This is a genomic window from Nonomuraea sp. NPDC049625 (assembly GCF_040675285.1).
In the GTDB taxonomy this organism is placed as follows: domain Bacteria; phylum Actinomycetota; class Actinomycetes; order Streptosporangiales; family Streptosporangiaceae; genus Nonomuraea; species Nonomuraea angiospora_A.
This window is the reverse complement of sequence record NZ_JBFAOQ010000005.1, coordinates 53685-68927: the sequence shown is the minus strand read 5'-3', so window position 1 is coordinate 68927 and position 15243 is coordinate 53685. Positions and strand designations below refer to the sequence as shown.

At 70.3% G+C, this 15243-nt stretch carries 14 protein-coding genes; 10 read left to right on the top strand and 4 right to left on the bottom strand.

Annotated elements, in window-relative coordinates:
• Positions 1-50 precede the first annotated feature (50 nt).
• Positions 51-893, top strand: a complete 843-nt coding sequence (locus AB0J87_RS22835; RefSeq protein ID WP_363968008.1) for an NAD(P)H-binding protein — start codon at positions 51-53, stop codon at positions 891-893.
• A 9-nt stretch (positions 894-902) separates the two neighbouring features.
• Here the strand turns inward: AB0J87_RS22835 and AB0J87_RS22830 are convergent, their stop codons facing one another.
• Positions 903-2243, bottom strand: coding sequence for a serine hydrolase (locus AB0J87_RS22830; RefSeq protein WP_363968006.1), 1341 nt, complete (start codon positions 2241-2243; stop codon positions 903-905).
• Positions 2244-2377: 134 nt separating this feature from the next.
• On the opposite strand from AB0J87_RS22830, the gene AB0J87_RS22825 reads away from it, so the two are divergent.
• Genes AB0J87_RS22825 through AB0J87_RS22815 form a run of 3 tightly spaced genes read left to right on the top strand, consistent with a single transcriptional unit; the run spans position 2378 to position 5660 of the window.
• Positions 2378-4129 (top strand): histidine kinase, encoded by a 1752-nt coding sequence (locus AB0J87_RS22825; RefSeq protein ID WP_363968004.1) that lies wholly within the window; start codon positions 2378-2380, stop codon positions 4127-4129.
• A complete protein-coding gene (locus AB0J87_RS22820) occupies positions 4122-4796 on the top strand; it encodes a response regulator transcription factor (RefSeq protein WP_363968002.1) in 675 nt (224 codons plus the stop codon). Before AB0J87_RS22825 ends, AB0J87_RS22820 begins: the two co-directional genes overlap by 8 nt.
• 36 nt (positions 4797-4832) lie before the next feature.
• A complete protein-coding gene (locus AB0J87_RS22815) occupies positions 4833-5660 on the top strand; it encodes an alpha/beta hydrolase (protein WP_363968000.1) in 828 nt (275 codons plus the stop codon).
• 60 nt (positions 5661-5720) lie between these two features.
• Here the strand turns inward: AB0J87_RS22815 and AB0J87_RS22810 are convergent, their stop codons facing one another.
• Positions 5721-6905 carry an FAD-dependent oxidoreductase gene (locus AB0J87_RS22810; RefSeq protein WP_363967998.1) on the bottom strand — a complete coding sequence of 395 codons (1185 nt, stop codon included), beginning with the start codon at positions 6903-6905 and terminating at the stop codon, positions 5721-5723.
• A complete protein-coding gene (locus AB0J87_RS22805) occupies positions 6902-7102 on the bottom strand; it encodes a ferredoxin (RefSeq protein ID WP_363967996.1) in 201 nt (66 codons plus the stop codon). Before AB0J87_RS22805 ends, AB0J87_RS22810 begins: the two co-directional genes overlap by 4 nt.
• A gap of 193 nt (positions 7103-7295) precedes the next feature.
• Here AB0J87_RS22805 and AB0J87_RS22800 point away from each other — a divergent pair, with 193 nt between their 5' ends.
• From AB0J87_RS22800 to AB0J87_RS22775, 6 genes are all read left to right on the top strand, one after another.
• Positions 7296-7946 carry a helix-turn-helix domain-containing protein gene (locus tag AB0J87_RS22800; RefSeq protein WP_363967994.1) on the top strand — a complete coding sequence of 217 codons (651 nt, stop codon included), beginning with the start codon at positions 7296-7298 and terminating at the stop codon, positions 7944-7946.
• A 110-nt stretch (positions 7947-8056) separates the two neighbouring features.
• The gene (locus tag AB0J87_RS22795) at positions 8057-8302 is read left to right on the top strand and encodes a hypothetical protein (protein ID WP_363967992.1); all 246 of its coding nucleotides are present in this window, start codon (positions 8057-8059) and stop codon (positions 8300-8302) included.
• Positions 8303-8859: 557 nt separating this feature from the next.
• Positions 8860-10005: an epoxide hydrolase family protein gene (locus AB0J87_RS22790; protein ID WP_363967990.1), complete on the top strand. Its 1146-nt coding sequence runs from the start codon at positions 8860-8862 to the stop codon at positions 10003-10005.
• 491 nt (positions 10006-10496) lie between these two features.
• The gene (locus AB0J87_RS22785; RefSeq protein WP_363967988.1) at positions 10497-11957 is read left to right on the top strand and encodes a sulfatase-like hydrolase/transferase; all 1461 of its coding nucleotides are present in this window, start codon (positions 10497-10499) and stop codon (positions 11955-11957) included.
• A complete protein-coding gene (locus tag AB0J87_RS22780; protein WP_363967986.1) occupies positions 11950-12645 on the top strand; it encodes a TetR/AcrR family transcriptional regulator in 696 nt (231 codons plus the stop codon). Before AB0J87_RS22785 ends, AB0J87_RS22780 begins: the two co-directional genes overlap by 8 nt.
• Positions 12646-12692: 47 nt before the next feature.
• Positions 12693-14264 carry an arylsulfatase gene (locus tag AB0J87_RS22775; RefSeq protein WP_363967984.1) on the top strand — a complete coding sequence of 524 codons (1572 nt, stop codon included), beginning with the start codon at positions 12693-12695 and terminating at the stop codon, positions 14262-14264.
• 12 nt (positions 14265-14276) lie between these two features.
• Here the strand turns inward: AB0J87_RS22775 and AB0J87_RS22770 are convergent, their stop codons facing one another.
• Complete coding sequence (locus AB0J87_RS22770; RefSeq protein ID WP_363967982.1) at positions 14277-15230, bottom strand: AraC family transcriptional regulator; 954 nt, start codon at positions 15228-15230, stop codon at positions 14277-14279.
• Between the last annotated feature and the right edge of the window lie 13 nt (positions 15231-15243).

The following is a 15243-nucleotide window of genomic DNA, read 5'->3' as shown; positions in this document are numbered from 1 at the left end:
GGCCCACGGGGGCCTACCCGACGTCCCGGCCGCGCGGCCAACCTGGTGGCATGACGATTCTGGTGACCGGGGCGCGCGGGCACGTCGCGCGCGGCCTCGTACAGCGACTCTTCGCCGCGGGACAGCCCGTCCGCGCGGCCGGCCGGAACCCGGGCGCGGCCCGCCTGCCCGCCGGGGTGGAAACGGTGCTCTGCGACCTCGCCGACCCGGACACGTTCGACGCCGCGCTCGCCGGCGTCACCAAGGTCTTCCTGTACGCCGAGCGACGCGGCCTGGACGACTTCGTCACCCGCGCCGCGACCGCCGGGGTGGAGCACATCGTCCTGCTGTCCGCGCTGCTCGCCGACCCCGCCTCGACCGACGCGATCGGCCGCATGCACGGCGACGCCGAGCAGGCCGTGGCCCGCTCGGGAATCGCCTGGACGTTCCTGCGCCCGGGCGCCTTCGCCACCAACACGCTCCAGTGGGCGCCGTCGGTCCGGGCCGAGGGGGTGGTGCGGGACCCGTTCCCGGACTCGCGCTCGGCCCCCGTGCACGAGGCGGACATCGCGGCGGTCGCCGCCCTCGCCCTGACCGAGCCGGGACACGAAGGTGCGACCTACCCGCTGACCGGGCCGGAGCTGGTCAGCCGCAGCCGTCAGGCCGAGCTGATCGGGGAGGCCATCGGCCGTCCGGTCCGCTTCCTCGTCCAGGATCTGGAGGAGTACCGCGCGGAGCTGAGCGCCTGGACGACGCCCCAGGTCGCCGACGTGGTGATCAAGGAGTCGGCCGCCGCCGTCGACCGGCCTTTGCCCCCCACGGACACGGTCGAGAAGGTCACCGGCCGGCCCGCCCGCACGTACGGCGAGTGGGCCCGCGACCACGCCGAGGACTTCCGCGACGAGCCCTCGTGATCGTGGCCTTCAGGAGCCCTTGACCAGCGCGAACGCGCCACGGGTCAGCCCCAGCTGCTCCGAGAACGCCCGCGCCTGGTCGAACGGGGTCTTCGGATCGATCGCCAGGGTCGTCACCACGAACGACCTCCCGTCCGCCGTCCTGGCGAGATATCCCAGGTCGCTCACCCCGGGCTCCGACCCGCCCTTGAACCAGACCGACGGCCACTGGGCCCTGTCCAGCGCGAGCCCCGCGTCGTCGATCGACAGGGCCTCGCCGACGTGCTTGTCGGGCAGCTTCGACAGCCGGGCGAAGGCCTGGCACACCTGGGCGGGGGAGGCGTACCACTCGATCGTGTCCAGCCCGCGCGGCGCGGTCCACCCGGTGATGCGGGACAGCGGGACCTTGGCGACCACCTTGTCCAGGTAGGCCCGCTTCCCGGCCGTTCCCAGCGAGAGGTACTTCTTGGCGTGCCGCGGGTAGCCGGCGCCCTTGAGCACGAACATCTCCCGCGTGGTGAGCCAGGGCGTGTCGCGCCGGTCGCGGGCGCCCCAGGCCCGCGCGGTACGCTCGACGTTCTTGCGGCCGGCCCGGTGGATGAGCAGGTCGGCGGCGGTGTTGTCGCTGATGGAGATCATCAGCTTGGCGGCCTCCAGCACCGACACCTCGCTGTTGTCCGGGCGGTTCTGCAGCTCGCCCGACCCCAGGCTCTTCAGCTCCGGCGTGATCGTGAGCCGGGTGTCCCACCCGAACGCCCCGCTCGCGATGCGTTCGGCCACGGCCCCCAGCACGTAGAGCTTGAACATGGAGCCGAGCGGGCGCGCCGTGCCGGGGGCGACGGAGTGCACGGGGCGGCAGGCCCCGTCCTTGGCCACCTCGGCGGCGATGAAGCCGGCCTGCGGCGCGAGCCTGCTCAGCCGCTGGTCCAGCTCCGCCCAGTCCTTGGGCGCGGGGGAGACCTGCGGGCGGAACAGCAGCCCGCTGATGAGGCCGGCGCCGTCCGTCGTGAGCGACAGGTCGAACAGGACGCCGGCCGCCTCGACCGTGGCGACGAGCAGGGCGCTCTCCGACCTGGTGAGCTCCTGGAACCGCATGCCCTTGAAGCCGGTCAGGGTCTGGTTCAGCCGGTCGGCGGGGACGCTCTGGAGGAACTCGGCGGCGAAGTGCTGCCTCAGCTCGCTCTCCGGGATCGGCGGGCGCGTGGCGGCGTCGAGCAGCCAGCGCAACTGCCGGCCCGCGGGCGTGTCGGGGATCTCGGGCGCGGCGACGGCGGCGGCCTGCACGGGCGCGGCCTGGCCCACGCAGACCGCCGTCATCGTGGCCGCGACGGCTGCCGCCGTCAGAATGCGGACGGGCTTGTTGTTTCTCATGGTGCTCAGGCAATCGCGGCGGGGTCATGGCGGGCCACCATGGGAGCCACCGTTCTGGCCGGTGGGGATGGCCGTACGAAATATGCGGATAACCTCATAGCCCTCTCGCCGATCACTCACGACGATGGAGGCTTATGGGTTCGAGGCTGGTGGCCGGGGTACTGGCGACGGGCGCGGCCGCCGGCATCGTGGCCAACGTGATCATCACGAGCCGCATCACGGCGAGCCGCGGCGTCCCCCTCCCGGTGACCGAATGGGTGTACATGGTGGTGGCGCTGCTCATGCCCGCGCTGGGCTGGTTGCTGGCCATCCGGCGTCCCGAGCTGCGTTATGGCTGGCTGCTCCTGCTCTGCGCACTCTTCCTGGGGATCGGCCTGACCGGCACGGGGTTGTCGATCATGGGCACGGTGCCGCTCTGGCTGACCGCCCCGCTCTCCTCCGTCCTCGCTGTCTTCTACGGCCTGAACTGGATCTTCGTCCCGCTGCTCTTCCCCGAAGGACGGCTGCCGTCGCGCCGCTGGCGCGCGTTCGCGTGGATCTCCGGCATCGCGATCGCCCTGCACGCCGTGGGGAACACGCTGAGCGGCGGCGCCGCGCGCGAGCCGACGCGGGTCCTGGAGTCGACGCTCACCCTGGTCGGGCTCTTGATGTCGGCCGCCGGCCAGCTCATCACGTGGATCATGGCGGCGATCGCGTTCTGCGGGCTCGTGCTCCGCCGGCGGCGCAGCGCGCGGGTCGAGCGCCGGCAGTACACCTGGATGGTCGGGGGCGTGGCCGTGAGCCTGCTGGGCGGCGTCGTCCAGATGGTGTTCCTCGCGAGACTGCCGATGCTCGCGCTGTTCGGGACGATGGCCATGACGGGGGCGCTGCCCGTCGCGATCGGGGTCACCGTGGTCCGCCACCGGCTGCTCGACATCGGGATCGGCATCCGGGGCTCCCGCCTGCACCTGATCTTCGACGTCCGGCCGACGGTGGACGAGGTGCTATCCGACCTCGGCACCGCGCTGGAGGACGCGCCCGAGCCCGCGGAGCAGCTCGGCCGGGTGGCCGCGGCCGTGCGCACCGCGTTGGAGGCCACCTGGGCGGCCGTGACGCTGGCGGACGGCACCCGCGTGGTCGCCGGCCGGCAGGAGGGCCCGGCGACGCTGACGGTGCCGGTGCACGGAGGGCTCGGCCGGATCGAGTGCGGCCCCCGAGGCGTGGGCGGGCTGACGCGCGTGGACCGGCGGCTCCTGGAGGCGCTGGCCGTGCCGGCCGGGCTGGCCATCCAGAGCGCCGGCCTGGCCACCCGCCTGGTCAACGCCCAGGAGGCGGAACGCCGGCGCATCGAACGCAACATCCACGACGGCGTACAGCAGCAGCTTGTCGCGCTCATCGCCGGTCTGGAGCTGGCCCGCTCCACCGGCGCGAGCCCCGACATGCTCGCCCACCTGCGCGAACAGGCCCGCCAGACGCTCGCCGACCTGCGCGAGCTGGCGGCCGGCATCCACCCGTCGGCCCTCAGCCAGGGCGGCCTGGTGGAGGCGGTGGAGGAACGCTGCTCCCGCCTGCCCGTGCACACGACGGTGACCTCGGACCCCGGGCTGCGAACCAGGCGGTTCAAGGACGAGGTCGAGGGCGCGATGTACTTCACCGTCAACGAGGCCCTCGCCAACGCGCTCAAACACGCGGGTGCCGCCACCATAGAGGTGGGCCTGTCGCACGCGGGCGGCCGCCTGCGCGCCACGGTCGCCGACGACGGCGAGGGCTTCGACCCGGGGGCCACCGCCCGCAGGGGGCTGGCCACGCTGTCCGACCGGCTGGACGCGCTCGGCGGCGGGCTCGACCTCGACAGCTCGCCGGGAAAGGGGACACGGATGAAGGCGTGGGTGCCGGTCGATGGGTGAGCGGATCCGTACGGTGGTCGCCGACGACCACTACCTCGTACGCGAAGGAACCCGCCAATTGCTCGACATGTCGGGCGAGATCACGGTCGTCGGCGCGGTCGGCAACGCCGACGAACTCCTCGACGCCGTCCGCCGCCTCGGCCCCGACGTCGTGGTCACCGACATCCGGATGCCGGGCGGCGACTGGCGGCCCGGCTTCGAGGGCATCGACGCCGCCCACCGCATCAGGACCGCGCATCCAGGGGTGGGGGTCGTGGTGCTGTCGCAGTTCGCGGACGCGTTGTTCGCGTTCGAGCTGTTCAAGCACGGCACCGAAGGCTACGCCTACCTGCTCAAGGACCGGGTCGGGGACCTGGACGAGCTGCTGGGGGCCATCAGGGCGGTGGCCTGCGGCGGCTCCGTCATCGACCCGAAGGTCGTGGAGGGCCTGCTGGCCAGGCGCGACGTCCGCGGCCAGCAGGAGGCGCTGACCGGCCGCGAACGCGACGTGCTCCGGGAGATGGCGCGCGGCCGCTCCAACTCGGCCATCGCCAGGGCGCTTCATCTGTCGATCTCGTCGGTGGAGAAGAACGTCAACGCCATTTTCACGAAACTGGGGCTGGAGAACAGCGGGGACGTGCACCGGAGGGTGGCGGCGGTCCTCGCCTACCTCGGCCCCGATCGATAGGCGCAGCAGCCCGACCGCTGACTACCATGGGTAGCCATGGAGTTGACGGAGCGATTCGAGTGGCGTGGGAGGCAGATCGCCTGGGGGCGCGCGGGCGCCGGTCCGGCGGTGGTGTTCTGTCATGGCACGCCGTTCTCGTCGGCGTTGTGGCAGCCGTTCGCGGAGGCCCTGAGCCGCGACTTCACCGTCTACCTGTGGGACATGCCCGGATACGGCCGTTCGTCCAAGCATGCCGAGCATCCCGTGGACTTCGGCGCGCAGGCCGATGCGTTCGCGGCGCTGCTCGCGCACTGGGGGCTGGAGCGGCCGCACGTGATCGCCCACGACTTCGGCGGTGCGGTGTCGCTGCGCACGCACCTGACCCTGGGCGTCGGCTACGCCTCGCTCATGCTCGTCGACGTCGTGGCCATCCCGCCCAGCGGCTCACCCTTCTTCAGGTTCGTGCAGGACCATCCTGACGTCCTGGGGCAGCTGCCGGCGTACATCCACACCGCCATCGTGCGCGCCTACATTCAGGGCGCGAGCCACCGCGGCCTGCGCGACGACGATCTCGACGCCCTCGTGCGGCCGTGGACGGGGGAGGACGGCCAGCCCGCCTTCTACCGGCAGATCGCCCACTATGACGAGCGCTTCCTCGAAGAGAACGAGGAACAGCTGGGCCGCATCAGCATCCCCGTACGGATCCTGTGGGGCTCCTGCGACGCGTGGATCCCCACCGAGATCGGCCGGCGGTTGCAGGGCCTGATCCCCGCCGCGGAGCTCTCGCTGATCCCCGCCGCCGGTCACCTGGTCCACCACGACGCGCCCGTCCCGCTCATGGACGAGATCCGCGCCTGGCTCACCCGGCATGAATCTACAACGTAAAGGCGCCGGGGTCGGAAGCCACGGCCACGCCGGTCTCTCAAGGTGACCACGGCCTGCCGGTCAGGCCGATCCAGCGAGCAGGGAAGTCGCGGCGAGCTCCTGCCGGTGCTGACGCGCCTGTTTGGGCATGTTCCAGCCGAGTACGGCGGTGGCCCGGCCGTCGTGGCGGTAGACGGCGACGAAGCGGCGTTCGGCCACGGAGCCTTCCGCGATGGACACCTCGGCGTCGGGTGACGGCATCCCGTGTACGTGGATCTTGGCGTTGAACTGGTCGGTCCAGAAGTAGGGGATCGGGGTGTAGGGGCGGTCGTCGCCGAGGAGATTGCCGGCGACGGCGATCGCCTGTTCGGTGGCGTTGGTCCGGTTCTCCAGCCGGAGCGACCTGCCCAGGGTCTCGTGGTGCCAGCGGGCCACGTCGCCGACCGCGTAGACGCCGTCCGCCGCGCGGCAGCGGGAGTCGCACACCAGCCCGTTGTCCAGGTCGAGCCCGCTGCCGGCAAGCCATTCCGTGGCCGGGGCTGCGCCGAAGGCGACCACGACGACGTCGGCCGGCAGCACGTCGCCGGTCTCCAGGCGTACCCCGGTGACGTGGCCGTGCCGTTCGGTCAGGCCGCTGACGGCGGCGCCGAGCCGCAGCTCGACCCCGTGCTCGGTGTGCAGGTCGGCGAGCAGCCCGGCGGCCGGTTGGCCGAGCTGACAGGCCAGCGGCGCCGGTTGAGGGCCGGCCAGGGTGACGTTCACGCCCATGCCGCACGCGGTGGCGGCGATCTCGGCGCCGAGCACGCCGTCCCCGACGACCACCAGGCGCGTGCAGGACAGCAGGTCGGCCCGCAGTGCCAGCGCGTCGTCGAGGGTGCGCAGCACGTGGACGCCGGCCGGCCCGGCCTGGTCCGGCAGTGTGCGGGGGCGCAGTCCGGTGGCTACCACCACCGCGTCCGCGCTCAGAACGCGTCCCGATGCCGTGCGCACGGTACGGGAGGAGACGTCCAGCCCGGTCGCCGGGTCGCCGAGCACGAACTCCGCGTTCAGCGCGGACAGCGTGGCCGGGGGCCGCAGCCGGGCTCGCTCGGGTTCCCAGCTGCCGGACAGGATCTGCTTGGACAGCGGCGGCCGGTCGTAGGGCAGGTGGGGTTCGGCTCCCAGCACGGTCACCCGGCCTTCGTATCCCTTGCGGCGCAGGGCTTCCACGGTGGCCAGGCCGGCGGCGGAGGCGCCGGCCACGAGCACGTGGTCGGGGGTGCTCATGCGTCCTCGCTCACGAAGATCGCAGCTCCGGGGCAGACGTCGGCGGCCTCGCGGACGACGGCGTGGAGCTCCGCGGGCGGCCGCTCGTTGAGCAGGATCACGATCCCGTCGTCGTCTCGCTGGTCGAACACGTCCGGCGCGACGAGCACGCACGTGCCGGCGCCGCAGCACTTGTCCTGGTCAATGGTGACTTTCATGGTTTCGTCTTCCTTTAGGGGGATGGGTCAGGCGGCCTTTGAGTTGGGTCATCGGTGGCGCCAGGACGGCGCTGGAGGAGCCTTCGCCGCGAAATGGGTAAGTCAGTCGCTTGATTTAATTAAATCATATGATTGAGTTGGGTGGATGCGAGGTTTCCTACGATGCGGTGAAGGCCACAGGGAGGAGAGGGTGATGGCGGGCGGGACTGCGCGGCCCGAGCGGGGGAGCGCGACGCGGGAGGTGATCCTGGCCACCGCGGAGCGGCTGTTCGCCGAGCACGGGGTGCACGCGGTGTCCAACCGTCAGATCAGCGAGGCCGCGGGTCAGGGCAACAGCGCCGCGGTGGGCTACCACTTCGGCACGAAGGTCGACCTGGTACGCGCCATCGCGCGCAGGCACGCCGACGAGATGGAGCAACTGCGGGTGTGGATGGTCGCCGACGCCGCCGGCTCGGCGGACGTGCGCGACTGGGTGGCCTGTCTGGTGCGCCCGTTCACCCGGCATCTGGACGCGCAGGGCAGCCCCACCTGGTACGCCCGGTTCCGCGCGCAGGTGATGGCCGATCCGGCGCTCTACCAGATCACGGTCGAGGAATCGCTGCCGTCGCCCTCGCTGCGGCTGCTCGTGGACGGCCTGAACCGGTGTCTGAGCGACCTGCCGGCCACCGTGCAGAAGGAGCGCTGGGCCATGGCGCGTCACGTCATCGTGCACATGTGCGTCGAACGGGAACGTGCCCTCGCCGAGGGCGCCACCACCCTCCAGCCCAGCTGGGACGACCTCGCCTCCGGTCTGATCGACGCGATAGTCGGCCTGTGGCAGGCCCCGGTGACGCCTCGCCCGTAAGCCCGGGGCCTCCCATCGGCCTGTGTGAATCACGTGATTGGCTAGATTAAATCATGTGATTCACTATGTGGCACGGACAGGCCGCCGAGCAATGGAAAGGACCGACTCCTATGACGGCCGAAAGCCTGGCCGAGGTGCCGGAGTTCCCGATGGCGCGGGAGGCCCGCTGCCCGTTCGACCCGGCCCCGGGCCTGTACGCCCAGCGCGAGCAGGGCCCGCTGACCAGGGTCCGGCTGGTCTGCGGCACCCTCTACCGGCGCATCCCGACCTTGAAACCGGCCACCGAGCTGGACCGGGTGCCGTTCAAGCACAACGGGCTGGTCTACGGCGTCTTCGAGCTCCCCGTCACCTGGTGACCCGGCAACGGTAGGAGCTTCAAGCCGCCGGTGCCGGTCACGGAGACCCGTGCCCGCGCCTATCCGGTGAACGAATCGGCATGAGCGCTATGTGGATAGTGGGACCTCGTGCAACGCTCATAGGCTCGCATGGCCAGAAGGCATCGGCATCTCCGGCCCTGCGAAAGGAAACTGAACGTGAATCGTGTCCTGCTTGTCTTGGCCGCGACACTTGCCATGGGGGTGGGAGGCGTCATGGTCGCCGCATCGCCGGCCGTGGCCGCGGGTAACGGCGCTGTCCCGAGTACGGTCATGGGTGACGAGAGCGACAGCGTCCGCATCACGGGAGAAACCCCCACTCCATGAATTCAGGCGGCATCGCGCGCATTTCTCCGGGGTAAGCGCGGGAGTCGCGTACTTTCTTGATGAAATCAGCGCGCCGGTGCGCACGGCGGCTGCTCGACCCCAGGCAGAGGGGCCGGCGGCATGAGCCCGTTTTCCGGGAATGGCGGTGAACCGCAAACAACGGTCCACCGCCTTTTTCATATAAGTATTCCGTTGCTGGAAGGAACAGTTCGATGATCAACCCGTTCCGCATCGACATCCCGCAGGACGAGCTGGATGACTTACGAGACCGGCTCGCCCGTACCCGCTGGAGCGGCGAGATCGGCGGCCAAGGCTGGAGCCGCGGCGTCCCGACCGGCTACCTGCAGCAGCTCGCCGCCTACTGGGCCGACGGCTACGACTGGCGCAAGCACGAGGCCAGGCTGAACGACCTGCCCCAGTTCACCACCGACATCGACGGGCAGACCATCCATTTCGCGCACATTCGCTCTCCCGAGGCCGACGCCACTCCGCTGATGCTCGTCCACGGCTGGCCCGGCTCGATCGCCGAGTTCCTGGACGTCGTCGGCCCCCTGACCGACCCGCGCTCCTACGGCGGCGACCCTGCGGACGCCTTCCACCTGGTGATCCCCTCTCTGCCCGGGTTCGGCTTCTCCGTTCCGCTGCGCGAGGCGGGCTGGACGCACGGCCGCATCGCCGGCGCTTTCACCGAGCTGATGAACCGGCTCGGCTACTCCCGCTACGGCGTGCAGGGCGGCGACGTCGGCGCCTTCGTCGCCCCGGAAATGGGCCGCCAAGATGCCGAGCGCGTCCTCGGCGTGCACGTCAACGCCCTGGTCACCTTCCCGATCGGGGCCGACGGTGAGATGGACGGCCTGACCACGTCCGAACTGGAGCGGCTGGCGCGCCTGGAGCACTGGCAGCAGGAACAGAGCGGCTACGACAAGATCCAAGGCACCCGTCCGCAGACCCTGGGGCACGGCCTGAACGACTCCCCGGCCGGCCAGCTCGCCTGGATCGCCGAGAAGTTCAAGGAATGGACCGACAGCGCCGCGGACCTGCCCGAAGACGCCGTCGGCCGCGACGCCCTCCTCACCGACGTCAGCATCTACTGGTTCACGCAGACCGGCGCCTCTTCGGCCCACCTCTACTACGAGGCCCACCACGACCCCTCGGCCTGGGCGCCGCGCGACCCCGGGACCGTGCCCACCGGCGTGGCGGTCTCCCTCACCCAGGACGTGGCCATCCGTCGTTTCGCAGAACGCGATCACACCATCGTGCATTGGACCGAATTCGAGCGCGGCGGACACTTCCTGGCCCTGGAGCAGCCCGGCCCGTTCGTCGGCGACGTGCGCGAGTTCTTCCGCTCCCTGCGCTGACCGTTCACACCGCCGCCACACTCCGATGGCGGCGGTCCGAGGCCGACCTTGACCGGTGCCGGCCGGCACGCTGTTGCCGACCGGCCCGCAGTGCATCCACCGCCATTCGGCCACCGGCCGTCCACGCGCCTCGCTCGGCGGTCCACCGGACCCTGCGACTCGCGTGCCACCGCGGTCTCGAGCGCGTCGAGACGCAGCTCATCGGCCATGAGCCTGAGCAGGTTGACGGTGCCGCGGCACGATCCGGAAGCATGGCACCTAATTTTTTTGTCGCGCTAACCTACCGAGTACTCGGTAAGTTAGGTATGGTCCCGTTACATTCCGCGAGGTGCTCGTCGCGCCTGGGGAACGGACGAGAACGCGAGGAACGATCGCCATGCCTGCTGGACGTTCTGGGCCGCGACGCGGTGTCGGAATACCCTGCTCGACCAGGCCTTCTCGGTGCCGAACGGCTCCTAGCCCCACACCCGTCGAACTCTCAAGTAGGTGTGATGCCGAAACGACCGAACGTGCTCCTGATCGTGGCGGACCAGCACCGCTACGACTGGATCGAGGGAACGGGCGACCTGCCGGTACGCACACCTCACCTGCGGAGACTGGCCGAGCGTGGCATGACGTTCCGCCGCGCCGTGACTCCCGCGCCGCTGTGCGCACCGGCGCGGGCCTGCCTGGCCACCGGTCTGGACTACGACTCCGGCCCGGTGCCGAGCAACTTCCACGATCTGCCGCCGGAGACGCGTACCTATTTCCGGACGCTCCGGGACGAGGCCGGGTACCACGTGGCGGGCGTCGGGAAGTTCGACCTGCACAAGGCGACGTTCGACTGGAATCTCGACGGCTCGCGGTGCCTGCGCGAGTGGGGTCTGGACGGTGGCATCGACAACGAGGGTAAGTTCGACTCGCTCTGGTCGGGGCGTACCGGACCCAAAGGGCCGTACATGAACCATCTGTACGGACGCGGGGTCGCGGACCTGCACCTGCGGGACTTCGAGCGCAGACGGCACGAGCCCTACTTCGACGTCGAGCCCAGCCCGCTGCCGGAGGACGCCTACCTGGACAACTGGATCGCGCGCAACGCCCGCGACGTCCTGTCGAGCTGCCCTCAGGGGCGGCCCTGGCACGTGGTGGTGAACTTCGCCGGCCCGCACGATCCGATGGACGTGCCGCCAGGGCTGATCGACAGGTGGCGGGACGTCGAGTTCCCGGTTCCGGCCGGTGAGGATCCGGCCGACCCCCGCCACCAGGAGGTGCGGCGCCGCTACGCGGCCATGATCGAGAACATCGACGGCCACGTCGGCGGGCTGCTCGACCTGATCGCGGAACGGGGGGAGCTGGAGAACACGGTGGTCGTCTACACCAGCGACCATGGCGAGATGCTCGGTGACCAGGGTATCTGGGGCAAGCAGGTCGCCCTGGACCCGAGCATCCGCATCCCGATGATCATCGCCGGACCGGTCGTGAGGCACCCTGGCCTCACCAGCGACGCCCTGGTCTCGCTGGAGGACCTGGCCGCGACCTTCCTCGACGTCGCGGGGCCGGCACCCGCGCAGTGGATGACCGCGCGGTCGCTGCTGCCCGTCGTGCGAGGGAAGACGCCCGAGCACCGCGACCATGTCGTGTCCGGGCTCGACCGGTCCGCCCGCGAGATCGAGCTCGCCCAGCGTCACTACGGGGACAACCGGTGGGTGGCCCTGCGCCGCTGGCGTGCCGTCTCCACCAGGACGCGCAAGCTCGTGGTGAGCGCCGACCTGCCCGCGCCGGCCCTGTTCGACCTGGAGTCCGATCCGTACGAGACCACGGACCTGGCCGGTTCGGAACCGGCGACGGTGCGCGAGCTGCTGGCCTGCCTCGACGATGACCTCGTGGCCACGCTGCTCTGCCGGCGGGGGAGTTCGATCGCTTCCAGCCCCACAGCCGACCACGACGACGTACGGGAGAAGAGCGATGGATGACGGGGGCTCCGCACCACACGGAGGGGCTCAGGACGGCGCCGCGGCGCCGAAGAGGCGACGGAGAAAGGTCGTCACGCGCCCGCACGGCGACCAACGCCGCCGCGAGATCCTCGACACGGCCGTCACCGCGTTCTCCGCCAACGGCTTCAATGCCGTGAGCCTGCGGGAAGTCGCCGACAAGGCCGACATTTCCCAGGCCGGTCTGCTGCATCACTTCCCCAACAAGGCCTCGCTCCTGATGGCCGTGCTGCAGGACCGCGAGGACAGGAACCGGGAGGACGAGCGGCGCCGGCTGGCCGAGGGGGAGGACCGGATGGAGGTGTTCCTCCGCACCCTCGAGGACAACGAGCGCAACCCCGTGCTCGTCCAGCTGTTCGCCCTGCTGTCGGCGGAGGGGCTGAGCCTTGAGCACCCGGCCCACGAATGGTGGGTCGAGCGGTACCGGGCCATCGTGATCTCCGTGCAGGGGTGGCTCACCGAGGTGATCGACGAGCGCAACCTGCCTCCGGGGCTGACCACGGAGACGGTCGCGCGATGGCTCATCGCGCTCGCCGACGGGCTGCGCGTCCAATGGCTGCTGGACCCCGACGCGGTGAGCCGGGCGGAGGCGGTCCGCCAGTTCGCCGACCTGCTGCGCTCACTGACCCGGCCGAACACGAACCCGGCCGGCGAGACATCGGATACGTGAGCACAACCGGCACATCACACTCCTCCGACAGAAACAGAAAGGCCCGCATGCCAGCCCCCAACGTGATCGTGATCCTCGCCGACGACCTCGGCTATTCCGACCTCGGCAGCTTCGGTGGGGAGATCGACACTCCGAACCTCGACCGCCTCGCCCGCAGCGGTGTCCGGATGACGTCGTTCTACGTCACGCCGCGCTGCAGCCCCTCCCGTGCGGCCCTGTTGACCGGCCGGCACCCCCACTCCGTGGGAATCGGCGTCCTGACGCGCGACAACAGGCCGGGCGGCTACCGGGGCTCCCTGGACCAGAGTGTCCCGACCCTCGCGCAGAGGCTGAAAGACCAGGGTTACCGGACCGCGCTGGTCGGCAAATGGCACCTGTCGTCCGACACCACGACACCCAACGACACGTGGCCCACACGCCGCGGATTCGACGAGTTCTACGGCATCCTGCCCGGGTGCAGCAGCTACTACCAGCCGCCGCTCATGTCGGGCGAATCGAGGGTGCCCGAGGCGCACGCGGATCCGGACTACTACATCACCGACGACCTCAGCGAGCACGCCCGCGACTTCGTCGCCCGCGCCTCGGCCGGTGACCCGCCGTTCTTCCTCTACCTGGCGTACACGGCTCCCCATTGGCCGTTGCACGCCCGCGAGCCCGACATCGCGAAATACCGCGAGCGGTACCGGGCCGGCTGGGACACGCTCCGCGCGGAACGCTTCCGGCGCCAGGCCGACCTCGGTGTCGCCGGCGTCGCGGAACTGCCCCCGCGGGACGAGGCGGTTCCACCGTGGGCCGACGTCGACGACCACGCCTGGCAGGTGGAGCGGATGGCCACGTACGCCGCCCAGGTCGAGGTGATGGACCGCGGCATCGGTCAGGTCCTCGACCAGCTCGAACGGTCAGGGACCCGCGAGAACACGATCGTGATGTTCCTCTCCGACAACGGCGGGTGCGCCGAGGACCTGCCGCACGGTCCCGGACAGCCGCTCTTCGGAGAGGAGATCTGCCCCCGGCACACCCGGCTCGGCGAACCGGTCGAGGTGGGCAACACCCCCCGGATCATGCCCGGTCCCGAGCAGAGCTACCTCAGCTACGGCCGAGGCTGGGCGAACCTGTCCAACACGCCGTTCCGCCTCTACAAGCGCTGGGTTCACGAGGGCGGTGTCGCCTCCCCCTTCATCGTGTCGTGGCCGAGCGCGCTGCCCGCCGACCGGGTCGAACGGCGCCCCGGTCACCTGGTCGACCTGACCTCCACCATCGTGCAGGCGGCGTACGGCCACGCGGACACGGCGGGCCACAGCCTGCTGCCCGTGTGGCGGGGCGACGACCTTCCCACCGCCGACGAACCCCGGACGTTGTGCTGGGAACACATCGGCAATGCCGCCGTACGACGGGGGCGCTGGAAGCTCGTACGCGAGTGGGGCGGCCCCTGGGAGCTGTACGACATCGAGGCCGACCGCGGCGAGAGCGAGGATCTCGCCCCGCGGGAGCCGTCGCTCGTCGCGGAGCTCGCAGCGGTCTGGGCACAATGGGCCAAGGACAACGCGGTCATCCCCTGGTCGGATGTGCTGGCCGACCTCCGCCGCCGGGGCCGGCCCGAGACCGAGGCGCTGAGGTAGGCGCCGACGGCCTCATCGGTGTCCTTGCCGGGTGCTGGACGGAAGCCGGCCGTAGGTCTGCCTGTACAGGGCCGCGAAGCGGCCGAGATGGGTGAATCCCCATCGCAGGGCCACCTCCGTGACGGTCGTCTGGCTGCCCGTATCCGCGATGCGGACGAGATCGGCGTGCGTGTGAGCCAACCGTACGGAACGGAGATAGGCCATCGGGGTGGTCTGCAGATGTTCACGGAAGCCGAGCTGGAGGGTACGGACGCTGACTCTGGCCGCGGCGGCGATGTCGCCGAGGCAGATCGCCTCGCCGGCGTGGTCTTCGCAGTAGCGGATGGCACGCCGGAGAGCGGTGGGGGTCCAGGGGGCAGCGGACTCGCTGAGTGCGTCCGAGTAGTTGTGCGGCTGGGAGGCGAGCAAGGTGTGCAGCAGAAACTGCTCGAAGTGGTGCTCGGCCAGCTTCGAAGCCGCGAAGAGCAGCGTGCCGCCCGATGACACCATTCTGAGCGCGTGGCCGAGCGCGCCGGTGGCGTCCACCCCAGGCTCGAACCGCAGCCGCTCCTTGGGAGGATCGCCAAGGTAGGCCTCGAGCGCCTCTTCCATGGTCGCCAACGGAACCTGCATCATCAAAACCTCGTGGTCGAGGCTCCAACGCATGTCGATCTTCTGCTTGGGGCCGATGAGGGAGATCGGCGCGGTGACGTCCTGCCCGTTGAGGGTCACCCCGCCGGTTCCCCGCAACGGCATCATGACCGCATAGAAGTTGAACGACTCCGACGTTCCGACGCGAATCTCCGCACCGTATGTCGCGGTGTGCAGAGCGATCTTTCCCTTGTGAAGAAGCTGGTACCGAGCGCCGCGCGGGTGCGGCTTTCCGATTTCGAGATAGTAGGGCGGGAAATGCTGCACCAGCAAATCGCGCATCTGGTCGACATCTGCTGTGACAACCGGGTGGTTCATCGCGTTCAAGTCTTTCATAGCGCTGATTCTC